Annotated in this window: 23 protein-coding genes and 2 pseudogenes; 6 read left to right on the top strand and 19 right to left on the bottom strand. The window is 57.0% G+C overall.

The genetic code is table 11. From position 1 onward, the window contains the following. Positions 1–127 precede the first annotated feature (127 nt). From M727_RS0118745 to M727_RS0118725, 5 genes are all read right to left on the bottom strand, one after another. On the bottom strand, positions 128–601 hold the full coding sequence (locus M727_RS0118745) for a hypothetical protein (RefSeq protein ID WP_027153970.1): 474 nt from the start codon (positions 599–601) through the stop codon (positions 128–130). A 2-nt stretch (positions 602–603) separates the two neighbouring features. Then, a complete protein-coding gene (locus M727_RS0118740) occupies positions 604–843 on the bottom strand; it encodes a hypothetical protein (protein WP_027153969.1) in 240 nt (79 codons plus the stop codon). 20 nt (positions 844–863) lie between these two features. Beyond that, on the bottom strand, positions 864–1,088 hold the full coding sequence (locus tag M727_RS0118735; RefSeq protein WP_027153968.1) for a hypothetical protein: 225 nt from the start codon (positions 1,086–1,088) through the stop codon (positions 864–866). After that, entirely contained in the window at positions 1,085–1,510 is a 426-nt protein-coding gene (locus M727_RS36770) for a hypothetical protein (RefSeq protein ID WP_027153967.1), read from the bottom strand. The genes M727_RS0118735 and M727_RS36770 overlap by 4 nt, the downstream gene beginning before the upstream one ends. Before the next feature lie 255 nt (positions 1,511–1,765). Beyond that, positions 1,766–2,587 carry a hypothetical protein gene (locus M727_RS0118725; RefSeq protein WP_027153966.1) on the bottom strand — a complete coding sequence of 274 codons (822 nt, stop codon included), beginning with the start codon at positions 2,585–2,587 and terminating at the stop codon, positions 1,766–1,768. A 179-nt stretch (positions 2,588–2,766) separates the two neighbouring features. Between M727_RS0118725 and M727_RS41575 the strand changes: the two genes are divergently transcribed. After that, complete coding sequence (locus M727_RS41575) at positions 2,767–3,246, top strand: hypothetical protein (RefSeq protein WP_156941558.1); 480 nt, start codon at positions 2,767–2,769, stop codon at positions 3,244–3,246. A 247-nt stretch (positions 3,247–3,493) separates the two neighbouring features. Here M727_RS41575 and M727_RS39195 read toward each other — a convergent pair whose 3' ends face one another. The 8 genes from M727_RS39195 to M727_RS0118685 form a co-directional block, all read right to left on the bottom strand. Then, positions 3,494–5,650 carry a VapE domain-containing protein gene (locus tag M727_RS39195; RefSeq protein ID WP_051505646.1) on the bottom strand — a complete coding sequence of 719 codons (2,157 nt, stop codon included), beginning with the start codon at positions 5,648–5,650 and terminating at the stop codon, positions 3,494–3,496. A 170-nt stretch (positions 5,651–5,820) separates the two neighbouring features. Continuing rightward, on the bottom strand, positions 5,821–6,057 hold the full coding sequence (locus tag M727_RS40155) for an AlpA family phage regulatory protein (RefSeq protein ID WP_198032658.1): 237 nt from the start codon (positions 6,055–6,057) through the stop codon (positions 5,821–5,823). Between the two features lie 164 nt (positions 6,058–6,221). After that, positions 6,222–7,523, bottom strand: coding sequence for a site-specific integrase (locus M727_RS36760; RefSeq protein ID WP_084646790.1), 1,302 nt, complete (start codon positions 7,521–7,523; stop codon positions 6,222–6,224). Between the two features lie 266 nt (positions 7,524–7,789). Beyond that, positions 7,790–9,562, bottom strand: a complete 1,773-nt coding sequence (locus M727_RS0118705) for an adenylate/guanylate cyclase domain-containing protein (protein WP_027153964.1) — start codon at positions 9,560–9,562, stop codon at positions 7,790–7,792. Between the two features lie 336 nt (positions 9,563–9,898). Then, the gene (locus tag M727_RS0118700) at positions 9,899–10,699 is read right to left on the bottom strand and encodes an endonuclease/exonuclease/phosphatase family protein (protein ID WP_027153963.1); all 801 of its coding nucleotides are present in this window, start codon (positions 10,697–10,699) and stop codon (positions 9,899–9,901) included. Positions 10,700–10,853: 154 nt separating this feature from the next. Beyond that, a complete protein-coding gene (locus M727_RS0118695; protein WP_027153962.1) occupies positions 10,854–12,314 on the bottom strand; it encodes a phospholipase D-like domain-containing protein in 1,461 nt (486 codons plus the stop codon). A 214-nt stretch (positions 12,315–12,528) separates the two neighbouring features. Then, on the bottom strand, positions 12,529–13,116 hold the full coding sequence (locus M727_RS0118690) for a DNA ligase (RefSeq protein WP_027153961.1): 588 nt from the start codon (positions 13,114–13,116) through the stop codon (positions 12,529–12,531). 578 nt (positions 13,117–13,694) lie between these two features. After that, a complete protein-coding gene (locus tag M727_RS0118685; RefSeq protein WP_027153960.1) occupies positions 13,695–14,837 on the bottom strand; it encodes a helix-turn-helix domain-containing protein in 1,143 nt (380 codons plus the stop codon). A 229-nt stretch (positions 14,838–15,066) separates the two neighbouring features. Between M727_RS0118685 and M727_RS41570 the strand changes: the two genes are divergently transcribed. Both M727_RS41570 and M727_RS41565 read left to right on the top strand, forming a co-directional pair. Then, positions 15,067–15,369: a hypothetical protein gene (locus M727_RS41570; protein WP_128172562.1), complete on the top strand. Its 303-nt coding sequence runs from the start codon at positions 15,067–15,069 to the stop codon at positions 15,367–15,369. Positions 15,370–15,454: 85 nt separating this feature from the next. Then, on the top strand, positions 15,455–15,688 hold the full coding sequence (locus M727_RS41565; protein ID WP_023801795.1) for a hypothetical protein: 234 nt from the start codon (positions 15,455–15,457) through the stop codon (positions 15,686–15,688). Between the two features lie 710 nt (positions 15,689–16,398). On the opposite strand, the gene M727_RS0118675 is transcribed toward M727_RS41565, so the two are convergent. Next, on the bottom strand, positions 16,399–16,716 hold the full coding sequence (locus M727_RS0118675) for a hypothetical protein (protein ID WP_156941557.1): 318 nt from the start codon (positions 16,714–16,716) through the stop codon (positions 16,399–16,401). A 141-nt stretch (positions 16,717–16,857) separates the two neighbouring features. On the opposite strand from M727_RS0118675, the gene M727_RS0118670 reads away from it, so the two are divergent. Continuing rightward, positions 16,858–17,709 carry a LysR family transcriptional regulator gene (locus M727_RS0118670; RefSeq protein ID WP_027153958.1) on the top strand — a complete coding sequence of 284 codons (852 nt, stop codon included), beginning with the start codon at positions 16,858–16,860 and terminating at the stop codon, positions 17,707–17,709. Positions 17,710–17,723: 14 nt separating this feature from the next. On the opposite strand, the gene M727_RS0118665 is transcribed toward M727_RS0118670, so the two are convergent. The 3 genes from M727_RS0118665 to M727_RS0118655 all read right to left on the bottom strand — a co-directional run bounded on the left by M727_RS0118665 (position 17,724) and on the right by M727_RS0118655 (position 19,584). Beyond that, the gene (locus tag M727_RS0118665) at positions 17,724–18,542 is read right to left on the bottom strand and encodes an ATP-binding protein (RefSeq protein ID WP_027153957.1); all 819 of its coding nucleotides are present in this window, start codon (positions 18,540–18,542) and stop codon (positions 17,724–17,726) included. A 107-nt stretch (positions 18,543–18,649) separates the two neighbouring features. Next, positions 18,650–19,174 (bottom strand): plastocyanin/azurin family copper-binding protein, encoded by a 525-nt coding sequence (locus M727_RS0118660; RefSeq protein ID WP_027153956.1) that lies wholly within the window; start codon positions 19,172–19,174, stop codon positions 18,650–18,652. Next, positions 19,171–19,584 (bottom strand): DUF5602 domain-containing protein, encoded by a 414-nt coding sequence (locus M727_RS0118655; RefSeq protein WP_027153955.1) that lies wholly within the window; start codon positions 19,582–19,584, stop codon positions 19,171–19,173. The genes M727_RS0118660 and M727_RS0118655 overlap by 4 nt, the downstream gene beginning before the upstream one ends. A gap of 430 nt (positions 19,585–20,014) precedes the next feature. Here M727_RS0118655 and M727_RS43085 point away from each other — a divergent pair. Further along, positions 20,015–20,440: pseudogene (locus tag M727_RS43085) on the top strand (PTS sugar transporter subunit IIA); the annotation flags it as partial. 10 nt (positions 20,441–20,450) lie between these two features. Here the strand turns inward: M727_RS43085 and M727_RS41560 are convergent. Then, positions 20,451–20,879 carry a winged helix-turn-helix domain-containing protein gene (locus M727_RS41560; RefSeq protein ID WP_245268699.1) on the bottom strand — a complete coding sequence of 143 codons (429 nt, stop codon included), beginning with the start codon at positions 20,877–20,879 and terminating at the stop codon, positions 20,451–20,453. 490 nt (positions 20,880–21,369) lie between these two features. Between M727_RS41560 and M727_RS36750 the strand changes: the two are divergent. Next, positions 21,370–22,035 (top strand): annotated as a pseudogene (locus M727_RS36750) (alpha/beta-hydrolase N-terminal domain-containing protein). 680 nt (positions 22,036–22,715) lie between these two features. Here M727_RS36750 and M727_RS40145 read toward each other — a convergent pair. Continuing rightward, a partial coding sequence (locus M727_RS40145; RefSeq protein ID WP_036262659.1) for a transposase occupies positions 22,716–22,935 on the bottom strand: 220 nt, incomplete at its 5' end.

Here is a 22,935-nt window from a genome sequence, read left to right as displayed (position 1 = left end):
ACATCGGTGATAAACTTGCGATCGGACGGGTCTTTAATCATGTGTATAACTTCCGGCGTGAACCAGTCCGACATATCCTTGAAGTTTTTGCGGTTTTCCGCGATTAGTCGCCGTATTGTTGCTCTGGTCATTGAACCGCTTTCGCATACGCTGCGGCCAACTCTTCGAAACCCTCCGGATCGGACGCGCGGGCCTTCGCGATATAGTACGTCTCATCGCCCTGCGGCGGGCGCTTAAGCTCCGGTGCGCACACGATCTGACCGGCTGCGGTCAGCACTTCGGTAAAGAACGCCGATCCGGCGAAGTAGCCGAACATCGCGTTGCCAAATGCCTTGGTCGATGCGTCCGGCATTGTCGAGTGCAACCACGCTGCAAATGTGGTGATGTCGGCGGCGTCCAGATTGAGCTTAGGCCGGTCCCCATAGACGTTGCGGTCGGCAACGTGGACGTTGGTCCGCGCAGCGGTAGCGTCCAAGCAGTCAACACGTGTCGCATGTGGGTTGATATGCGCGTCGGCCGTCGTCTGAATTTGAAAAATCTTGTTGTCGATCAGCATCACATAGAGCTTGGCGCTTTCGACAAAGATTAGCTGCGCGGTCACCGTTAGAGCCTATCTTTTACGTCGATGGCATTGCGGCTGCGGTCGCCGGGACTGTCAAAGTCGATAGACGGGTTGTCGCTGGCGTCATCAACATCGAAGACGATTGCCAATCGTCCACCATGAAACAGTATGTCGTCGGACAGATTGCCGTGACCGGGCGAATTGAGATTGCGAACGCTTACGATTGCGTTGTCCAATAATTCGGCTTCAAGCTTGGCATTGCGGAAATATACGATGCGCATTGTTGCGTTCCTGTTTGGGTTTAAATTGCATACCGGGTAATGCTGTAGTCCCTATTCTTCGCCCATCGTGCGATGTCGGAAGTGCGAATGACCAACAACTTTCCGATTTGGGTCGGGATTGGGAACGAATTCCACGACTGCATGTAATAAAGCCTGTCCATATCGAAACCGAAGATCGATGCGGCAAAGGTTTCGTCCACATAAACGCAATCCGGAATGGCGACTGTTTCGCGTTGCGTCGTCATGGGTTTTCAATCATTCGCCGGTAGATTTCCGCCGCATCTTCATCCGGAAGAACGGTGGTCCGTTGCGGCTCGTTGCGATTGTCGCCCTTGTGAGTGGCGTCCAGTTGTCTTGCCTTCTCAACAGAAGTCATCAGTTGGCGAAGCTCGCCAGAATTGATTTCTCCTTGGGAATACGCTTCGATTGGGTCACCGTTCGGGATCATGGCCGGTATCCCACCCATGGGAACAAGCATCTTGACCAACACTGACAGCAATTGCGTATCGCCTTTTAGCGCGGCGTCGATGGCGGTATTGATGATGGCTTCGCCGTGATTTGTAAGCTGTTCCAAAGCACGGCGGCGATGCGAAATTGCACCCGGCGCGCGTCCACCAAGCTTATTCCCGGGCAAGAACCTGCCAGTAATTTTGTCTTTGTCACCCATCAAGAATTCCGTTTAATATTCGGCAATTAGCGGTTCACACGAAGACAGTTTTAACGCCGCGCGCATCGAGCCATGCGGTTACGGCTCTAGTCTCATACCGTGCAGCGATGTTGCGTCCGGTTGGGGCGGGAAAGTTGTGGCGTCGGCGGTAGTAATTTAAAGACTGCCGCGTAAAACCGAACGCCGCGCAAAGGTCCGCAGAGCGAAGCGTCGGGCCGGCTTTAAGGACAATGGACGTGGGCAACGTCATCGCCGCTACTCGCGACCCATGAGCAGCTTGTATGCGGCTTCAATCGGCAATTCAGCCGCGACGGCGACGACGGTTGCAACGCTGGTCAGTGTCGTCTCGACCAGCGAGAGATTGTTGAGACGTTCCTTGCGGGTATCGATAAGCCGCTGCGCTTCCGCTTCGACCTGTGATTGGTCCGGACCAGATGCAAGCGGGTCGGCAGCGGTTGACTGTTTGTTGAATGCACCGTTCAGAGCGTATTTTTTGGCGGTGTTCAGGATTGCCGAGCGGCGTTCGATCTCGGCCCAAATCGGCGTGTCGGTCATGTCGCGGAACATGCCGGGCACTTGCTGAATAGCGGCCAACTCATCGATATCGGCATGCTCGATGCGGGCGGCACGTTCGGCCAACGAGAGCGGTAGCCAAATCTGTCGATATTCGTTCCCTACGGTCCCAACGGATGGCTCCGGCGTCGTGGAACGCGCCCATGCGGCGGCGTCGTCCTGTTTGGCCTGGACACCGGCCTTTGTGGTCCCCTGATAGGCCGGTGACACGTGCTTGGTGACCAGTTCCCGCAGCACGGCGGGAAGGCGCGCCGGATGCACTTCGTTGCGTGACCGGTTCGCCTCTGCGGCAAACGCGCTGACACCGGCAGAGAGTGCCGTCATGGCATTGCGTAGCGGTTCGCTCGCATTGTCAGAGAGGCGAGCGATCAGCGCCGTCTGCGAGACATCGCCGTTGCGGACGGTGACCGCTTCGCCGCGCCCCGTATCGCTTTTTACGAACAGATCAGGTTCGGGGTTGGCGAAAGCGCGCGGGTACGGGAAGGCTGGACGTGCGATGTGCATTGAGGTGTCTCCTTTAAATATCGTCTAGGTACTGTGTGACATTAAGTTGGAGCGCTTCGGCCTAAATGTAAAGTAGTATTTGCTTTGACGATCACGTTATTTCACGTTGATTCAATTCGACCATAAACAACGCAAATATAGAGTGAAACGAATACCGACAATTATTCGACATTGCTTGATTGACCAAGGCGATCAATTCGACCAAGACCAGAGAGATGACCGTCGAAAACGATGAAATGGCTAGTCGAGTGGTTAGCGGCGAGAAAGTATTCACCCTGATCAATAGGAATTTCAATGCGCTAACGGCAAATGCGTGGCGGAAGATATCTCCGCCAACCGGTCGCTTAGTTCAAAGTGATTGCAAATTCCGTTCAGCGCATTCAACTTTGATACGCAACAACGTTGGAGCCGCGCGCGTGACCCGCAATCGCAACATAAAGCTATCAATCACCGCAGTTCTTATTATTGCCGCTTTATTGCTTTGGTCGGTTGGCGACCGCTACACGTACAACAAGATGTGCGCGCCCCATACCGAATGTGCTGCAAACATCGATGGTCTTTTAAGGGCATTGGATGGGGCAACCGCTCCGCAATCACCATCGCATATAATACCAACACGACCATCAACACCGGACGATATCAACGAGATGCCGCAATGATACCGCCGCGCGGCGATCCCGTCACCAGAGTCACCAGTAGAAATGATCCTACTGGTGACGGAAGAACCTTTGATTTTGCTGGATTGTCACCGCTGTCACCACTGTCACCAGTAGGAATGCCGAAAAGTGGTGGAATAATTATAGATACCCCTAGATGGCAACGGAGGTAATATAGGGCGTCACCGGGTGACAGGCGGTGACAGCGGTGACAAACAGTCCCAACGGAGAATTATGGCAATTAACGCGCCTATTCTTTCACATACAGCCAAGAGCGAAATTCGCCATTGCGAACCTGCCTTCGAACATATCCAGAGCGCTTCAAACATTGTGCGACACGCTTGTTGACGGTCGAATTCAATCGCTCAAAAGGAATGTTGAGAACAAAGCAGATTTGCGCAAAGGTCGTCGGCAGTCCGTTCAAGGCCGCAACGTGCGCTGATATTCGATCTTCCCACGGATCGGTTTCGCGGCGTTCCTCTTGCTCGATTTCCGCTAGCTTTGTTTCATCGTTTTCAAGCCACCATCGTTCGCCGTTGCGATAGCGTGTGAGCGCTTCCGCCCATAGTTGGTCGCGGTCCCGCTTGATTGCTTCAACGTCGATTGTGCCACATGCCAGCGGCCAGAAACGGCGGTTGCCGGTCTGATCCTTGAGATAATTTTCGTCGTTCGTGGTGGCGACAAACACGCATTGCCGCAGGTGATCGGCTGCGATCTTTTCATACGGTGCGCGATAGCGGTCGGTCGATCGGTCCATGAATTTCTTGATCGTCTCAACGTCGGACCGTTTGAGCGCCGACAGTTCGGAAACCTCAATGATCCACTTTCCCGCAAGCTGAATTGCGGCGTCTTTCGTGTGCAAGTCCGGCAATTCATCCGTGAACCAATCCGGTCCTGCAATCGCGGCGATTGCCTTTGATTTGCCTGTTCCCTGCTTGCCTTCCAGAATGATCACGCTGCCCATTTTGCTGCCCGGATGCATGATGCGCGCGACCGCGCCGATCATGAACTTGGTCATGATGATGCTGGCATAAGACGTGTCAGGCGTTCCGAAATATCGCGATGCGAGTTGCGGCAGGCGTTGAACGCCATCCCACTGAAGCGCGTTGAGATATTCGCGGACTTGGTGGCGCTTGTGTTTGTTGGCAATGATCGCCACCGCGTCGTGAACGGTTTCCTTTCCCGGCTTAACGAAAAGCGCTTGGACGGAAAGCTGACAATGGATGGTGTCCAATTCTGTCCACTGGCGGGGGAAACTTCCAAGCTTGTCCCATGGCAGCGGATGCGTTGCCAGCACCGTTTGCGTGAACTCGTCAAATGCGACCGGCAAGTTGCCGTGCAAAACTTTAACGGTTTCCATGAGCGTGTTTTTTCCGCTGTCGCCGGAAGCGGTCGAAATGATCTCAACATAGCCGTCAAGCTGTTGCGGCTGTTGCGGTCGTGCAGGCTGTGTTTGCGTCACGTTCGCGCTGGACGGCACTAAATAGGCTGCGCCGCCGAACAAGGTCATGGGATCAGGCTGCGGCGGTCGCCCGTAAGCTTTCCAATGAAGGTGTGACCAACCAACTTGCGTTCCATTGTCGGCGGATCGCCAAAGCTTCTCGTTGTCGGCCTTTTCATTGGCGAGGTGTTGGGCGCACCAGCTATCCCAAGCCATGCGCACGAAATCGTCGTGGACAAGGCCGGTTGCGGCTTGCCGGAATGCGAAAGTGACGTTCCGCCATTCGTGATAGTCCAGGTCATTCGGATCAATCGCTTGTAGCGCCTTTGCTGCCACCTCAAAATCTGGCGCGCATTCCGTCCCGAGCGGTTTGCGATCTTCGCGCGGCCGTCCGGTCGTGATGCCGCCGTTGACGATCATCCATGCGGGCGGCTCGGTCATTGGCTGCGATAGATCAGCGCCATACCAGACCGCAAAGCCGTCGTCGCCTTTTCGATCTACGCCAACTCCAAGCGTTCCGGCGTCTGTCTTCCATCGTCGCGAGCCATCGCGAGGAATGCGGAAATAGTAGTGCGCGCCACCGGACGGGGTTTGCAGCGCGACCGTCTGCGGAATGGTCCAGCCGTTCGTGATGATCGTGGTGAAACCATCCTTGCCGTTCTTGCGATCGATATCCAGAACATAGACGCCGGATACGCTTCCGGTTCGAATGCCGATTAACGCTCCCGGCCAGTTCAGCCACCATGCGCGTATTGATGCGAAGTCCATTGTGGCGAACTTCAAGCCCCCTTGGTTTTGCGACGGTTCGGGAGTGTTGATGATCGCCGCGACTTCGCGATTGCTGTACGGCAGTTTGTTGGCGGGATTGAGCGGGAAAACTGCTATGCCGAGCGATGCCAGCCAAAGAGCGTAGTCTAACGGCGCGACCGGGTTGCCCGCTGGCGCGAGCGGTGCTAAATCGTTCATTGCATTTATTCCTATTGCCCGGTGCGGCTTCTACGGCCTGCCGGGCTTTTTCTTTAAGTTCGGCGGAGCACCCGTCCGTTGAACTAGTTTCAAATAACCTTTTGAAAATACTACGCATTTAGCAGCGGTGACGGCAGCAAAAATTGCCGTCTAACCGCTTTTACAAACCGTTAGGCCGCTTTTTGGTGCTGCCGCGCGACGTATGCCTGCACGTCGCTAAGGAGATAGCCGACCTTGCGCGGCGAGACGTGCAGTTTGCGCGGAAACGTCGGATCGGTCTTTTCGAGCCGCTGGCGCGTGGTGTCGGAAATCAAGAGTTTTGCGCAAAGTTGGTCGCGCGTGAGTATCGTCATAGCGTCCATGGGGATGCCTTTCAAAATCTCTCCGGGGTTGTCGGGATCGGGCATCCACCCGGAGCGCCACGTCTTTTGCCGTGGCTTGCGGCATCCACCGCTTACGCGCGCCCAAATCGAGGCGGCAACCATATCTGAAGCACGGCTAATCGTGAGTAGTCAAGAAAAATGGCCCGGAAAACCGGGTCATTTACAATATTTATCCACAAGATGAATAGTTAAGCGATCAATCGTTGCCATTCCCGCTTATAGTTATCGTTGGAGATCAAAATATAATCCGCCCATTGCTGCATGAGTTGTTTGCGGCGCTCAAAGGCATCGCCGCGACGGTACGCTGCAACCGTTTTATCTTTGATGGTGTGTGCAAGCGCCATTTCAGCGATTGTGTCGGGATGGAGTGTTGTTTCACTGCACCAATCGCGGAATGCGCTTCGGAAGCCGTGAACGGTCAAACCGTCTCGCATTCCACGCAACATTTCGAGCATCGCCATGTTGGACAGCGGCTTGTTGCGCTTCGCACCCGGAAAGACATACGGATTGCCAGCAAAACGATGCAAGCCTTTCAACAGTGTGATTGCGGCGCTCGACAACGGAACGCGATGCTCGACGCCTGCCTTCATGCGTTCGGCTGGAATGATCCAATTCGCGGCTTCAAGATCGAATTCCGACCACGTTGCATTCAACGTCTCTGACGTGCGAACAGCACACAGGATCGTCAGCATGAGCGCCTTTGCCGAATAGTCGGTCTTGGTCTGCAATTCCTGTGCGAAGGCCGGAACGTCTGCAAAAGCCATCGCTGCGAAATTGCCCTTGAACTGCTTTCCCTTCTTACCAAGCCAATGCTGCAAACCATCCTCCCATTTCGCCGGGTTGTGGTGGTCCTTCCACAAAGCCTTGGTTTCAGGGTTGGCGCTTCCGAGTGCCTTGGACTTCGCGGCGGCAATGATCGTCTCGATGCGCATCCGGACGCGCGATGCGGTTTCCGGTACGGCATCCCACAACGGCAATCGCTTGCCGCGCCGAATGTGCGGTTGCTGCAAAACGGACAGCACATCGTCAACGCTGATTTCATGTGGTAGCTCCCGCCCGACTTTCGGGAACACAAACGCCTCCAACGTGCTGGTCCATTGTGCCGCGTGTTTGGCATTGCGCCAGTTAGTGCTATGGGTTGCGATGTAGTCACGTGCGACAGTTTCGAAGGTGTCGCCAGAAGTGCTTTTCGAACGGTTCGCGGTTGCCTCGCGCATTGCAAGCGGATCAATCCCGGCTTTCACTTTGTCTCGATACTCGATTGCGACCATTTCTAGCTCTTTCAGCTTGCGTTCGCTGATCGGGTCGGAATGCGGTTCGAGCGTCATCACGCGGCGCTTGGCGTTGACGGTGTAGCGGATGACCCATGACGCCTTGCCGTTCTTGGCGAGCGCAAAGCACAAGCCATTGCCGTGCGACCAAAGATTGGGCTGGCCCGCTTTAACGCGGTTGCGGAGTTCACGATTGAGAGTGTCGATTTTGGTTGCCATTGCGGAGCGGTCCTTGTGTTAGTTGGCTATTGCCGTACTAACCGTTAGAAGCCGTCCGACAGATCAGTTGAATAGCTGTGGTTAAGCAAAATTCAGCGATATCAACAGCTTGGCTACTAGTGACTAGTCACGACTAGGCCAACTTAAGGTCACTCCCTCCGCCAAATGCACCCTGCCCCAACATTCTCTGGGTCGGTCTAAACCGGCCCGCGAATCCCTTAGTTGAGAACTGCGGGCTTTCAAAGGAAAGCTTGCAACCGCGGAGCCTAGCCCTTTGCCGTGGCGTCATTCGCAGCAGGATCTAAATTCGGCCGCTCGATCCCTTGCGTCTCAACATTGTAGACGCGAACGTGTCCTTCGAGGCCTTTGAACTGGCGAGTACCGAGGTCAACGATCGGCATGTTGCCAGGCAAATGGCGCGTCACGGAATAATCGATAAGGATTTGTCGATCTTCAGCGGACGAACACAGCCTCGATGCCAAGTTCACGACATTGCCAATTGCGGTGTAGTCAGCGCGGGCCTCATAGCCAATTCGACCCACCGTTGCCCACCCCATAGCGAGCCCCATGCCGAAGCCAATCTCAAAACCACGCTGCCGCCACCCAGATATGAGCTCTTGTGTGGAATCCTGCATGTCGACAGCCATGTTTACGGCATGAAGCGCCGGCTCTTCACATGGAACCGGGGCGTTGACGAGAATCATCAATCCATCCGCCGAAAAACTGGTCAGCGTCACCTCATACCGGGTGATGATCGCGCCGAGCGCCTCGTAGTACTCACGCAAGAGCTGCATGATGTCCTCAGGCTCAGCGTGCGCCGAAAATGCGGTGAAGCCACGCAAATCGCAAAAAACAGCGACCACTTCCGCGCGCTGTCCGGCGAGCATTTTCTCGTCGCCAGCCTTTTCTACGAGCTCCGCCACCTGTGGTGCCAGGAAGCGCTTCAAACGCATCATTCGCTCATCGCGGTCCCGCGATATGGCGAGTTCCTCCGCCATTTGGTTGAACCGCGCAGCCAGCCGCTCAAGTTCGTCTCCAGTGACAATGTCGATCCGGTGATCGAACTGTCCGGCACCGATCTTGAGGGCGCCTTCTTCCAGCAATCGGATTGGCCCGCTCATCCGTCTGGCAAGCCAATAGGCGAGTACCGCCGCAAGGACTGTGGCGGCGAGGAACAACCCGCCGGTTCGCCACAATGAAGCGTACAGGGGTGCAAAAGCCTCTGCCTGCGACTGCTCGACAAATACCATCCAACCGGCCGCGGCAACGGGCGCGCCAGCGGTCACAACGCGTTCATTCTCGGCGTTGCGGCTTGCAATCGCAGTGCCGCCCGCGGCGGCGATCGCATCCCGCAATCCGCGCAGGGCCAAAGCTGCTTTCTCGTCGGCGCCTTGCATCACTTTGCTGATCGCGGGGTGAGCGATGAGGTGGCCGGTCTCGTCGACGACAAGTGCCTGGCCGCTGCGGCCTACGCGGACTTCGGAAACGATGAGCCAGATAGCCTTCAGACTGATTTCGGCGATGATCGTGTTTTCTAGGACTGTATCGTCGTAATTCGCCATCGCCATGGTTGCCGACGGTTCGGAACCCTGGCGGTAGGCGACCGGGCCATACCAGACCTTCGCGGTCTTGGCGCCCACGACAGCGGGATCGCCCGAGCGGTCCGCCCCGCCTTCCGTCCTGTTTGAGCCAACGCGCGAGACGTGCAGCCGTTCTGCGCCGTCGCCGTCGACGAAACTGATGCTGAGAATTCCCGGGACCTGGTGCATCACACGCAGGAAAAGAAGCCGAAGCTGTTTCACGCTGGCATTGGCCGACACGTCCTCGGGGATCGTGGAGCCGAGCGGAATCTTGATGCCGTCAAGAAAGCTCTCAATTTTGTCGGCCGCCGATGTTGCCTCGGACCGCAGCAGGGCACTGAGGATCGCACGCTGGTCGACATAGCTGAACCACCAGTTGCTGATGCCACCGGCAGCCATCGGAAAAATGGCCGCCGCGAACAAGACTAGAAAATACTTCTGAAATAGCGATCGACGCATGGAAGCGGCTTTGAGATTGGAGAAAGGTCTCCCACATGATGCGACCCGACCATAAGTCGCGACAGCTCAGTCCCAGAAAGGTAACCTAAATTCTTGCGTCTTGGTATGGGCTGAGCCGTTCCCACTCATGGTCGAGTCTCGTGCCTTCCATGGGGCTTGGATGGACGTTTCCCTGATCGGGGAGAGTCGCGTATTCACCAGCCACGTGAGCACGCCCCCGAACGCTAGGCCCAGCGACCTCCCCCCGCAACCAAAGCCGCTGGGCCGCCCCGCTCCGCTAGTCCAGTCTAGAGCTCCCTTTGAACCGATCTCCATCCATGGGGCTCGGCAGCTACATCACAGGCGAACGAATCCTATAAGCGGCAGATGATCGGAGGCGACCCGCGAAAGCGGCGTGTCATGGGCTTCGACGGATGAGATCATTCCGTGTCGGTTTGCCATGATCCGGTCGAGCGACAGCAGCGGCAGACTCGATGGAAAGGTGGGGACCGCCGGTGGCGCGGGACCGAAAGTCGTGTGCAGCGTATTCAGCGCGGAACGGTTTCCGAGTCGCCATTCGTTCAAATCGCCGAGCAGCAGTGTTGGTTTTTCGTCCGGTCTGTTCATGATTTCGAGCACGACACGGGCCTGTTCGGAGCGCGATCGGCGCAGCAAGCCGAGATGGGCTGCGATAATGCGCAGAGTTCGTTTCTCGTCCAGATCGATTTCGGCAACCAGGGCTCCGCGCGGCTCCAACCCCGGGAGCTTTATCTGATGGACATTGCGAACGATGCCCCGTTTGAAAAGCAGAACGTTGCCGTGCCAGCCGTGTCCTTTGCCGTTTCCGGACACCGGCACCGGCACCAGGCCTGTTTCCAATTCGAGACGCAGCAGATCCAGAAGGCCGGCACGATCTCCAAAGCGATTGTCCGCTTCCTGCAACGCAATGACATCCGGGCCGATTTCCCGGATGACGCGACCGATTCGTTCGGGATCGAACTTTCTGTCGACGCCCACGCATTTGTGAACGTTGTAAGATGCGACCAGAGTCCCCGCGGGGCGTGCCCCTTCGGACGGCGCAGCCTTCGCCTTCTGCTTTTTTCTGTCGCGAATGGATTTGAGCACACTTGCAGGAAAGCTATGTCCAGTTCTTTGCATGAGTCTGCTGCTCGTCCTCACCACCTTCAAGACTTAGCTTTGTCTCACTCAAACAGGATCTGCAATCGCTGCTTTCCTGCCCTGACGAGATGCGGCGCTCGAAAGGAGCGATGGCTGCGTCGCCCGAATTGCCGCGGGCAGAACGAGAAAGCCTCTAAAGGTAGGGCGATCCCAGCCACAACACTCGGTCGAACAGGCGGACGATGAATGGCCGGGCTCTCAAGGTTTCGATCGTTACAGACGTGGCGGAGGCGATTGCCGATCCGATCCGCGCTTCAATCTCCGCGGCAAAGCCTGCATCAAGAACCTCTACATCAATCTCAAAATTCAGCCGCAGGGACCGGGCGTCAAGATTGGAGGATCCTATAAAAGCCCAAACTCCATCGACCGACAGCAGCTTCGAATGATCGAACGAGCCCTGCGTGCGCCATACGCGGCAATAGTGCTTCAGGACCTGATCGAATTGCGCCGTCATCGCCCGGTCAATAAGGAAAAGATTGTTCATCGCCGGTACCACGATGTCGATCTCGACGCCTCGCCTGGCTGCGGTCGTCAGCGCGCTGATCAGTTCCCGATCCGGCAGGAAATAGGGCGACATGATGCGGATCGATTTGCGGGCGACGGAAAATGCCCCGATCAGCAAGTTGTGGTTCGTTTCGATGCTGGCATCCGGCCCGGATGCAACCGCCCGCGCCAGCATCGGTTGACCGGGAGCCGCGGGAAGCGTGGCCACTTGCCAGGTGTCGCCTTTCAGGAGTTCGCCGCTCACGAAGCGCCAATCTTCGGCGGCAACCGAAAAAAGGTCGGCAACGACCGGCCCGGTGACCTGAAAATGCGTGTCCCTCGCGCTGGAGGAGCCGGCGAACTCGGCTGAGAATCCCTTTCGGATGTTCATCCCTCCGGTGAACGCAATCGTGCCGTCGACGACCAGGATCTTCCGGTGCGTTCTGAGGTTGGCGTAGGGAAGACGCAGGCCCATGACAATGTTGCCGTTGAAGAGGTCTGCTGTGATTCCTGCCTCTCGCAGGCGCCCAAGAATGCTGGGGACGGAGTAACGCGCCCCGACGGCATCGATCAGCACGCGAACGCTGACACCCCGCTGGACGGCTCCGGCGAGAGATTCCACGAAAAGCCGTCCGACATCGTCATTGTCGAAGATGTAGGTCTCGAGCAGGATAGCGCGTTGAGCGCCATCAATCGCTCGGCACATTGCGGCATAGGCCTCGTCACCTGTCTCCAATATCGCAATCGCGTTTCCTGAGGTCAGGGCACGCCGGGCCACCCTGTCGCCCAATGTCTTCAGGCCGGTGAAGCGTTGGCCGTACCGCTCGGCAATCAATTCCTCGGCGGCAAAGTTGCGCTCATGTTTTGCGGAAGCCGCCTCGCTGGAAGGGGGCCGCATGGCGCTGATCGTTGCACGACGAATGCGGTTTATGCCGGCAACGGCGTAGATGATCGCGCCGAGGAATGGCGACAGGAACATCACGCCGACCCACCCTGTGGCGGCGCGGACGTCTTCCTTCGTCATTATGGCGTGGACGATGCCGATGGCCGCCATCACCACCGAAATGATCGCGAGGACCTGGGGCCAATGAGTCATCAAGGTCTGCAACATCGCCAGGACTATCCAGCGAGCGGTTGCAGAACGCAATGCAACTCATCCCCGGGGTTGATATTCAACAGATCCAAAGCGAACAGCGCTGTCTCCTATGGTGGTAATCTTGCACGGTCCTCAAATCGATGAGGACGCCCCGTGAGCCGCCATCAGGGGCATTGGAGCCGTACCTTGCTCATAAACGACCCCCAACTCGGGAGTCGGCTTCTTCGAATTATTTGGCCTTCAGCCATGTGTTCGACAGTCCGCTCCTGTAGCGGCTGTCGGCGCGCTTCGAGATGATTCCATGGAGCCCGATCTTCTCGACGGTGCGGACGAGCGCCAGCGCGCTGCCCTCGAAATGCTCACTGTATTGGATCTTGCCTAGGCCAGGCTCAATCAGTTGCCATAGCGCCTGCTTGCGCTGCAGCAGCGGCAAGGAGTCTAGATCGCGGCCGTCGAGATGGAGGATATCGAACGCGACGAACACCAGCCGGCTCGGCTCGTTCCAGATCGCGGCTTCCAGCGCAGGGCAATCGAAAGCGCTCTGCTCGCCGGGAACAATGACTTCGCCGTCGAGAATGGCAGTCCGGCATGGCAGATCGACGGCTAGTGCGATGGGCCAGTATTTCGTGGTCCAGTCGCGGCCGTTCTTGTTGTAAAGACGCACACCGGCATTATCGATGATGATCTGGGTTCGATAGCCGTCGAGATTGGCCTCGTGGACCCAGCCCTCACCTTCAGGCGGCCGCTCGACCCGCGTCGGGATCTGCGGCGGAAGAAACTCCAGCCGGCCGCCAACGACCTTGGCACGCTTACTCAATGACGCCACCTTTGACCGCGCAGCGGCGGCTATCGGCACAGGCAGCACGACATCTCCCCAACATGATGCCTGCCACCTGTGCCGAGCCCCCGCCAAGCCGCCGAGCCCCCGCCAAGCATTGCAAGCATCTACGCACGAGCCCGATCTGTCGTTGGCTTTGCATCCTAATACTTATCCCGGCGTACATATCTTGCTCGGCGAGGCGCTCTTGCACCGTTCCCGACCGGCTAATTGCTGTCCGGGATCGCCGCCAGCCTACGCAGCCCTTTGCTGGTGAGATAATCCGGGCTAGAGCGGTTCGTCATTTCAAGGAACCGCAGAACCGCTCTATCTCTTTGTTTCTTGACTTGGCAAGCATACGACTCGCGGTCTCAACAAGTGTCTTATGCTGCGTAGTTGCAATGTATGCTCCGCTGTGATGGGCGGCGACATCGATGAACAGTTGGTCGATAAATCGGGAATTGGCTATAATTGATGGCGCGGTGGACGCGACACGAAATATTCTGGTCCATGAGGCGGCTGATCTTCCCCGCCCCTGTTTTGAGCCCGCCCCACTTCAACCATCCCCGATCCTGTACTCAGCTTCCGAGCGCTTTGAGCCAATGTTCAAAGGAAGAGGCCTCCTCGTGTCCGGCATGCGAAACAGAGTGGGCGGGGCGCGGTAACACCACGGAGCTTCGGACTTCGCGGGGGCTGTAGCCGAATTCCTTGCTAAAAGCTCGGCTGAAATTAGCCGCTGAACTAAACCCGACGGCTTCGGCAATATTAACAATGCGCCGGCTGTCCGCCGGATTGCTAAGCGCAACATGGGCTGCCAGAAGTCGGCGACTTTGTATGTAGTGGAGAACACCACCGCTCGGTTCGAACAACTGATAAAGACGAGAGCGCGAGACGCCGAGCGCCCGGCACATTGAATCCGGCGTCAGATGAGCCGCATCCAGATTGTTGTGGACGTATCGACGGGCTCGCTCCATCAGCGCGACACTCACCAATTGTTCGGTGGCCGCGGCATGTTCCGCCGGGGGCGAGAGGCAGGCAATGATCATGCTGCGTGTTGCGTGCACGATGCGGGGCAGATCGTCAGCCGTGAGACTGCGCAGTCTTGCTTCGATGTTCTTGAGGTAGTCGAGCAAAAGGTCGGCAAAGTTGCCGGACAGAATTGAATTATTCTTTGCGTCCAGGGTTGCCGCCGCATCGGCGAACAAATCACGCGGCAAATAGAGAAAGAGACTTTGGGATTCCGTTGCCCTCCCGCGAAACGGGTAGCCAAGCGATCTAATCTCCAATTTGCCCGGCTGGTTTTCCGCTACGCGGCGATCGACCTCCGTCCACGACCGGCCAGTATGCGGCAAAGCGATATACCAGTGATCGATCGAGCTGGACCGAAGCTTCGCAGCAGAACGCATATAACTATGTGCCGGTGCGCGCTGTTGAACGATCAGCATGCCGCCGAGGTTCCAAGCCGTGTGGTCGGCGGGAAAGCCATCGTCGAGCGATTTGTCATCCGGCAACTTGATCTCGACAAGCGGAGCCATATGCGCCTGCCAAGCGACGAATTGATCTTCTGGCGCCAGTTCGAGCGTCGAAAAGGGCAAAGGTTCGAGCGCCGGCGCAAGTGACGGGGCAGCCTCATTGTAAGGCTGAGCTTCGCGCGGCCAACGACGTCGATCGCGCTCAAGCGCCTGCCTCGCAAGCGCCTTGTCCTGCCTCTTAGCGTCCATCGCGTAGTGCCGTATCCGATTCCGGTATGCCCATCGCCACCGCAATCATGTGGTGTATCACAGCCATCTGGCAAGACCAGCTGAACGCGAGTCCACAGAGGGCTATCACACTGGGTTACAGCAAGAAATGCATTCCGAGATAAGTTTCTGGATGCGACGATAACGACACTCTTCAACGTGGTGCGTATAGAGTCTGGCACGGTGAAAGCGTAGTTGAGGAGGCAACGAAATGAACGCAAACCTCAAAACAGAAGCTCGTCGCAAGATAATTCTTGATGGATATTTTAATAACGAACCTTTGAAAGATATTGCAGCCAAGGTCGGATGCTCACTGGCGAGTTTGAAAGTCACCGCCAGTAGACTCGGTTGCACACGAACTCCGAAAGAGGCGGCGGAATTTCGGCGAGGATTTCATGTCCCAGAACAAAAATTGCGGGATTACCGCCAACTTATGATTGCTGGACAGTATAGAGCTCGCGAGTGCGCGCTGATTTTGGGACTATTGAAAGACCAATTATCGGTCAGCGAGTAAATTTATTCCAATCACGCCTCAGCGGTTCATCGACAAAAAAAGTCCGCCGCAAACACTGGCAACAGGCCCTGAAAGGTTCGCACAGATGCTGCGTCGGCGTTTCAATCGCACCTGCCTCAGCCCTCATGATCTGGCTATTTGCGAACGCGTGTTCGATCAGGTTTGCGCAGATGAACACATGGACTCTTCAAGCCGGGATGCCGAGGCCTTAGCGGTGGCGATTGTCGCAATCTTCCGAAACATTACTACCAAGGAGCGCGAACTGCTGGATGAATTGAGGTCTCTTCGTCTCTCAAAGGGCGCAGAGAAGGCGCACTAGCTTGGTGGCTTTCCCTGACGAATTGTTCTAGTCCCGCGTTGGCATTCGCATCTGCATTGCCCCATTGAGTCCCGCCAGAGTGTAGCCACAGCGCTTGCGAAGGAGATGGAAATGGGTTTAGCCCAAGACTTGTCTGATGTTGCGCTCGCATTCGATTGTCCGAATTGCTCGCATCCGGCGGTAAGGAAGGGCTCTGCGCTAAGGACGATCGCGCACTTCAGATGCGACGGGTGCAACGCCAAGGTACGGATCACCTATCCGCAGAAGCTAGCGATCTTCGAAAAGTACAGGCTATTAGCCGCCCAAGGGGCATTGCGATAAGACGATCCGGAAACGCGTCGCCAATGGCGGTGACGCGGACCAGATGCAAAAGGTCGATGCCCCTGGTGGGTCTCGCTAAAGAAATGGCCCACCGGCAACTGGCCGGGTTAGAAAGCCCGGCAGATAAAGCGTGGTCGTGGTTGTGGTCGTGGAGGTCTCGCCCGAAGTTCCGCTCGCGTCTGGGCAAAGGAAAGGCCGGCGGAAAGCGCCAACACGGCCGAGGTCAAAACGATTCGTTTCGTATTCCTTTCTCCTGTCTTAAGCGCACGACGCGCTCACAAACCAGCATGCGGACAGAAGGAATGTTCTACTGATGGGGCTCACCCTCGGAATCGTTCCGCGTGCCAGTGGATCTTGCCGTCAGGCCGGCGTGATCGTGAGATCCTCGCTTACTCGAACATGATCCGAGAGGTTCCTCTTTCTGCGATCGACATTCTCCGAGCTTCTTGGATCCGCTCGGCCTGTTGTTTGGTATAGGGGCCTATCGGCCGGGTCTTTTCATGGCCGCGGCGAACCCGACAGTACCAGTGGCCGCTGTCAGAGAAGATCTCAACCGAGGTCGGTGCATCGTTGGCCGCCTCCTTGGCGACCTCGCTGATGAATTTCACGACCTTTGAACGGTGCCGGGCGGGTGCAACCGTGCGCAAACCACTGGTGACGCTAAGTTCCTGCTGCACTGGGGACATGGTCGAACTCCTGTCGGTCATTTGCTTGCGCTCCCTCCCACCGGCGCTGCGCAGCATTCAGCGCAGAGCTGGGTGGATAATCTCGAAGCCTATTGCTCTGACTAGCTATCTAGCAAACGAAATTGATTGACATTTAAATGCAATTTTTATGCTATATGTTTTATGGACATTGAACTCGCCCGGACTTTCATCGAGATCGTTTCGACAGGGAGTTTCATTCGGGCATCGGAGCGCTTGAATGTCGCCCAGACGACCGTAAGCGCACGGATTCGCAACCTCGAGCAGCAATTGGGCCGCGCGCTTTTTGTTCGCCACAAAGGCGGAGCTTCTCTCACCCCGGCCGGTGAGCAATTTCTGCGCCACGCCCCGATGTTCGTCCAACTATGGCAACGCACCCTTCACCAGGTTGCCGTGCCCCCGGGACGTCGAGCTGTTCTGACGGTCGGCAGCGAAGTCAGCCTAGCGCAACCTCTTCTGCTCGATTGGGTCCGATGGATGCGCGGGTCGCTTCAGGATATTGCACTTCGAGTACACGTCGATGTGCCGAAGGATTTGATCAATCAGGTCGCGTCAGGAATGGTCGACTTGGCTATCATGTACGCGCCCCCCCACAGACCGGGTTTGAAGATCGATCTGCTTCTGGAGGAAAAACTCGTCCTCGTGACGACCAATTCCGAAGCGCGCCTCCTGGACGAATCCGATTATGTTTATATGGATTGGGGGCCGGATTTTGAACTTCACCACGGGATGAATTTCCCAAGTGCTGCGCCGGATCTTTCTTTCGATCTCGGTCCGCTCGCACTGAGCTATGTTCTTGCGACTGGCGGCTCCGGATATTTCAGGATGAGTTCTGTGCGGCCTCACATGGAGGCCGGCCGGCTGCACCTTGTGCCTGAAATGCCGCAGTTCTCCTATCCGGTTTACGCGGTGCAATCCGCAAGTGCGGACGAGAGCGTGGTAGGTCCTGCCCTGGCAGGATTGCATTCCGTCGCGAGCGCCGACATCAAATTGTAGGAGTTGTTGGGCGTCTAAAGGTCCGCTTGGATTGACGGGAACAGAAGGTCGACCGTTGTTCCAATCCCTCGCTCACTCTTTATCCGGATCCGACCACCAACCATTTGCGCCAATGCCTGCACTTGCAACATCCCTATCCCGGTGCCCTTCTCACCCTTCGTCGTGAAGAAAGGATCGAACACCTTTCGCAAGACTTCCGGAGCCATGCCGCAACCATTGTCCTTGACGCGAACGCATGCGTAGGTTTCGGGCCCGGGCAGGTCAGGCGTCGGGGCCGTCTGCACCAATCGCTCAGTGGTGACGCGGATCTCCCCGCCACTTGGCATCGCATCTCGTGCGTTCATTACGAGATTAAGCACTGCAGAGTCGAACAGCGCCGGGTCGATCAAGCAGTTCGGGATATCGGAACCAAGCTCCAGCTTGACGCGGACATCGGGGCCTGCGCCATATCTCAGGAAAGGCTCAAAAGACCTGAGGAATTCATTCAAATTGCCAGCGTGGATTTCGAGTTCCTGATGTTTTGCGAAGGCCAGTACCAGTGACGTCAGTTCGATACCTCGATCGATTCCCTGCCGCGCTGCAGCAATGTAGGTCCTCACGCTTTCGGGCTCCTCGGCTCTTATTTCGGCAAGCCTCAGGCCGGATCCGATGACTGCCAGGAGGTTTCTGAAATCATGGGCAATACCGCCAGTCATCTCGCCTAAGGCGGCAAGCCGATGTGTGGCACGCTCACGTTGTTGGGCTGCGGCCCGAGCACCGAGAGGCATATCTACCTGACGCTCGTCGCGCTTCGCTCGTGTTTCATTATCGTATGGAAACGCGCTGCCGGTCATGATGGTCGCCCCTATCGATCGTTGACGACAAACAGGAAACTCGGGCTCCCATTCGCATCGTCGTTTGGGTTCTCCTGTTGCTGGTGTCATGCATCCTGCACGCATGCCTAGGCGCGCCGCACGATCCCTTTCGTCATGATGTCTTCGACCATCGGAAAGGCCTTGACGGCCTCTTCCGGTAGGTCTCCCTTCGCTCCGGTTAGCTCCGTCCAGTCATGCGCCTCGGGCTCGCCGACGACGATACGACCGACCATTCCAGCATGCTCATGCGGAATGCAGTAATAATCATAGACCCCCTGCTCGGTGAAAGTAACCGAAAAGCTTTCGTCGGGCAGTAGATAGTCAGAATCCCAAGATTTTGCCGCTTTGGGCATGCGGAGCGGCCGCTCGAAGTTTGTGGGATTGTATGCCGTCGTCGTGTGCGAATTGCCGGGATTGAGATTGGTCCAGCGGATCGTCTGTCCTGGTTTGATCAGAATGCCTATCGGGTCGAACCAGACGTGTGAACCGTCGTCGCGCCCTTGCATCTTGACTTCGATCATCTCGCCACCCAACACGGCCAGAGAAGAGAGGGAAAGGGCGGCGGCGAGCCCGCCGCCAGCGCCCAGTATCTCACGACGCGTCAGTGTCATTTGGCGACCTGTGCCTCGTCAGCCGCCGAAACATGCCACAGCACGACATGGACATGCGGCTCTTCTACCCCCGGATGACCGGCATTGTAGTAGACGTCCACATGGTCGACATTGCCGCCGGGTGAAGCGAGGTCGTCAAAACGCTTGTCCGGATTGAGGTCTTTGATCGGCAGCATGTAAATCGTGCTGACAAGCTCGCCATCGTGGTCATAGGCAAGGAATGGTCCGGCAGGCAATGTCGTCGGATCGACGAAAAGTTGGCCCATGCCGGGCAGGAAGTCGGGCAGTTTCACAAGCTTGCTGACCTGTTCGTAAGGAGCGGCTGGCGGAGCTTTGGTGACCTCATTCGCCGCCATGGCGCAAAGCGAACTGCCCACTGTCAAGGCAACTGCGAGGACGAGTTTTTTCATCACGGCATCTCCTGGTTGAAATAAAAATTGCGACGGCTGAAGATCTGGAAGTCCGTCTAAAAATTCGATTTTCACTTTCTGACACGGCATGTTCGCGCCCAGCTAGCAAGCAGGAGACTGTTCTGTTCGTCAAACGAAAATAACTGGCATTTAAAAGCATTATTTCTGCTAGTCAGGCCCGTACCTGTTTTGCTTGATTTTCAAAAAATTTTCCACTACCTCTGAATTGCTTTGAATATTTTCAGCCTCAATTTCCGGCGGGAGCCTAACGCCTCAAAACGGGCCATTAGCCCGGACGCGAGAGAGTTCGCGTCCGGGACAGCCAGCCTCATCTCCACTCCTCAGTCCACTGAGAGCTCTGTCCTGCTTGACCAGTGCGGCGGAACGCTCATTTGCGATCGCGTCTGGATCGACACGGAGGTTGACCCTGATGATCTCCCCCATCCTGTCAGAAGAAGACATTTCGCTTGATCTTGTGACGAAGGGAAAGCAATCAGCCTTGTCAAAAATTGCGATCAGGATTGCTCGGAGAAATGGGCTTGACGAGCAGATGGTTATCCGTGGTCTTTTCGACCGTGAGTGTCTCGGCTCGACGGGCATCGGTCGTGGCGTCGCGATCCCCCACGCTCTGCTCGGTATGATCTCTTCGCCTGCCGCGTCTTTGACACGTTTGGCTCAGCCTATCGATTTCGACGGCCCGGACGACAATCCCGTCGACCTCATTTACACTATACTTTGGCCGGCCTCTGCCACGTCCGCCTTCCTCCCTGCCCTTTCCCAAATATGCCGGCTGCTTCGGGCATCTCAGGTTCGGGCGCGACTCCGACAGGCACGGACATCCGATGAGGCGTTGGCGATTCTCGAAGCTAAGCCGGTTCCGGCAATTTCCACCAATTTGCATACTTGCTGCTTCGAGCCTGGCGTTCTGGTGTCCAGGCACCTGAGCAATGCCTGGTCAGATGGCCATGCTCGACCAGCGCCTTCAGATGGTCCTTGATCGTGTTGCGGCTCGCGCCGCTGACCCTCGCGGTCTCGGCCACCGTAGCCCGGCCATGCTCACTCGCCAGTTCGAGGATCGGGACCGATGACTCCGGCAGCGCAGCGAGCATGACCTGCTCGCGCTCCATCTTCTTCTCGAGGTGCTGTTTTTGGCTCTGCAAGGCCCGCAGGAAGAACTCCAGCCATGCGTTCCAGTCCGGCGCATCCATCCGGATCGTCCCCTGCGTCCGCCGAAGCGACAGGTAATAACTTCCTTGTTCTGCTCGATCACGCTCTCCAGCGAGCTTGTAGGGCACGTAGGGCATAGCCCGCGCGCAGCAGCAGCGTCGTCAGGTGATGCCGCCATGGCCGTTTGTCCACCTGTTTCCATCCAATTGTCGTTCTGCGCAACGCTCCTAACAGAGGATGGCCGGAAGGGGCCGTAGCGTAATCCAAGCGCACCTCCGCGCACATCGCTAGCAAGCATCGCACATCGCGGAATCGCCAGATCTACAGTAAGCGTTTGTTATCCTTGCGCTTTGTGAGTTGTGGCCTTTCTGTTCCAAACTCCGTTTCTAACCTCCACAAACGATGAAGCTCGGCCATCGTGCCGCGCTGCTCAGTCTCCTTTGACACGCGCGGTGAACGGCGAGCGACCGCACCCCTAAACCTCCAGAACAAAGACTGCTCCAGATTGGTATCGAGTTCGTGGCGTCGCCGTGGTTCCGCGCAGTTGCGGGTTGCGCCGACGTATCTTGCACGGCAAGCTGCCTCGAAGCACTCCAGCGATCGCACGTGGCCGCTCCAATGAGGCTGTTCTGGATCTTCAGAGTCTGGCGTTCCTTCTCAGCCGCTGGCCTGCTGATCGGAACACTGTTCTTTGCGGCCTCGCTCACCCCTACGCTGCTTCCACGCACGTTTGTGACGCAAGGCGTTCTATCCGGATGTTCTTTCGCGGCCGGATATGGGCTTGGCGTGTTCGGGCGCTGGCTGGCCGACTATCTGGAGTTGCCCAAGCCCACCGGCCGCATCTTGCGGGCCATCAAACTCGTCGCTGCGGCCACCTGCATCCTGGTTGCCGTCGCGTTTCTCTGGCAGGCTTCGGAATGGCAAAATTCGATCCGGCAGCTCATGAGGCTCGAGCCGGTAGACACTGCGCACCCCCTGAAGGTCGGTCTGATCGCGTTGCTGACCTTCGTGCTCTTGATCCTCTTGGCGCGATTGTTTCAGGTCACGTTCCTGTTCATCTCGCGAATGCTTGGCCGGATCGTGCCGAAACGCGTGTCATACGTGATCGGCATTGCCGCTGCGGCTGCGTTGTTCTGGACGGTGGTCAACGGCGTTTTCTTCAGATTTGCACCATGCCGCGGATTCGTCCTTCCAGGCATTCGATGAACTGATCGAGCCCGAGACCCAACAGCCTGCCGACCCCAGCAAGACCGGAAGCGATACCTCGCTGATCGAGTGGGATGAGCTAGGAAGGGCGGGACGGGAGTTCATCGCGACCGGACCGACCCCGCCGAGTCCGCCGCTGCGCTCGATCGCGCCTTGGCGGCGGCAAGGCGATCTGTGGGGCTTGATCCTGTCAACATCCGGGGACGCCAGGCGGAAATGGTTGCGCTCTATTACCACAAGGAGATCGATGCCGCATTGAAAGTGGGCAAGCAGACTTTGACCATCAACCCGAACGACACCGAGTTTATGGGCGAATATGGAGAGCGCCTGGCGGTTTCTGGAAATTGGCATGAACGATGCCAGTTGATAGCGGAGGCGCGTCAGAAGAACCCGGGGTCAGGCTACTATGACGTGGATCTGGCCCTTTGCTCGTATTTCAGCGGGGATTATACGCAGGCAGCCATGTGGATCAACAAATCGCCATTTCCGTCGAATCCGGTCTATCATTTGCTTGCCGCTGCCGTTTTCGGCGAAGGAGGATACAAAATCGCAGCTGATCGCGAGGTCGCATGGCTGAACCAAAATCAACCTGATTTGGTGAAGAACATGCGCCAGGTGGTTTCGGCGCGGTTGGCCCGTTCGCAAGATGTCGAGTTTTTCCTCGGCTCGCTAAGGAAAGCGGGCCTTGGCGATCGTGTCCCAGGGAGTGGTGTAGCTGACGGCTTGGTCGCCGCGCTCTCCGGCATGGGCCGGGATGATCAGCGTGCCACGGCTGGTAGGCTGATGAGCGGATCATCGCTCATTTGGCTGATGGTTTCCAGTGTCATGTATCTGGCGCGCTGGACAGCCCATTCATCGTTCTGCTCGAGCAGGAGCGCGCCGACGAGGCGAACGATGGCGTCGTCGTTGGGGAAGATGCCGACGACCTCGGTGCGCCGCTTGATCTCGCCGTTGAGGCGCTCGATCGGGTTGGTCGAG

The sequence above is a fragment of the Mesorhizobium sp. WSM2561 genome (genome assembly GCF_000513915.1).
Lineage (GTDB): Bacteria > Pseudomonadota > Alphaproteobacteria > Rhizobiales > Rhizobiaceae > Mesorhizobium > Mesorhizobium muleiense.
Note: the sequence above shows the minus strand (reverse complement) of the source record. Positions and strands in the feature narration are given on the sequence as shown.

What these genes read in the sequence shown, in the direction of transcription:
- M727_RS0118740 (WP_027153969.1), bottom strand. Translation starts at nt 843, where the DNA reads ATGCGCATCGTATATTTCCGCAATGCCAAGCTTGAAGCCGAATTATTG.
- M727_RS0118735 (WP_027153968.1), bottom strand. Translation starts at nt 1,088, where the DNA reads ATGACGACGCAACGCGAAACAGTCGCCATTCCGGATTGCGTTTATGTG.
- M727_RS36770 (WP_027153967.1), bottom strand. Translation starts at nt 1,510, where the DNA reads ATGGGTGACAAAGACAAAATTACTGGCAGGTTCTTGCCCGGGAATAAG.
- M727_RS0118725 (WP_027153966.1), bottom strand. Translation starts at nt 2,587, where the DNA reads ATGCACATCGCACGTCCAGCCTTCCCGTACCCGCGCGCTTTCGCCAAC.
- M727_RS39195 (WP_051505646.1), bottom strand. Translation starts at nt 5,650, where the DNA reads ATGAACGATTTAGCACCGCTCGCGCCAGCGGGCAACCCGGTCGCGCCG.
- M727_RS40155 (WP_198032658.1), bottom strand. Translation starts at nt 6,057, where the DNA reads ATGCCCGATCCCGACAACCCCGGAGAGATTTTGAAAGGCATCCCCATG.
- M727_RS36760 (WP_084646790.1), bottom strand. Translation starts at nt 7,523, where the DNA reads ATGGCAACCAAAATCGACACTCTCAATCGTGAACTCCGCAACCGCGTT.
- M727_RS0118705 (WP_027153964.1), bottom strand. Translation starts at nt 9,562, where the DNA reads ATGCGTCGATCGCTATTTCAGAAGTATTTTCTAGTCTTGTTCGCGGCG.
- M727_RS0118700 (WP_027153963.1), bottom strand. Translation starts at nt 10,699, where the DNA reads ATGCAAAGAACTGGACATAGCTTTCCTGCAAGTGTGCTCAAATCCATT.
- M727_RS0118695 (WP_027153962.1), bottom strand. Translation starts at nt 12,314, where the DNA reads ATGTTGCAGACCTTGATGACTCATTGGCCCCAGGTCCTCGCGATCATT.
- M727_RS0118685 (WP_027153960.1), bottom strand. Translation starts at nt 14,837, where the DNA reads ATGGACGCTAAGAGGCAGGACAAGGCGCTTGCGAGGCAGGCGCTTGAG.
- M727_RS41570 (WP_128172562.1), top strand. Translation starts at nt 15,067, where the DNA reads ATGAACGCAAACCTCAAAACAGAAGCTCGTCGCAAGATAATTCTTGAT.
- M727_RS41565 (WP_023801795.1), top strand. Translation starts at nt 15,455, where the DNA reads ATGCTGCGTCGGCGTTTCAATCGCACCTGCCTCAGCCCTCATGATCTG.
- M727_RS0118675 (WP_156941557.1), bottom strand. Translation starts at nt 16,716, where the DNA reads ATGACCGACAGGAGTTCGACCATGTCCCCAGTGCAGCAGGAACTTAGC.
- M727_RS0118670 (WP_027153958.1), top strand. Translation starts at nt 16,858, where the DNA reads ATGGACATTGAACTCGCCCGGACTTTCATCGAGATCGTTTCGACAGGG.
- M727_RS0118665 (WP_027153957.1), bottom strand. Translation starts at nt 18,542, where the DNA reads ATGACCGGCAGCGCGTTTCCATACGATAATGAAACACGAGCGAAGCGC.
- M727_RS0118660 (WP_027153956.1), bottom strand. Translation starts at nt 19,174, where the DNA reads ATGACACTGACGCGTCGTGAGATACTGGGCGCTGGCGGCGGGCTCGCC.
- M727_RS0118655 (WP_027153955.1), bottom strand. Translation starts at nt 19,584, where the DNA reads ATGAAAAAACTCGTCCTCGCAGTTGCCTTGACAGTGGGCAGTTCGCTT.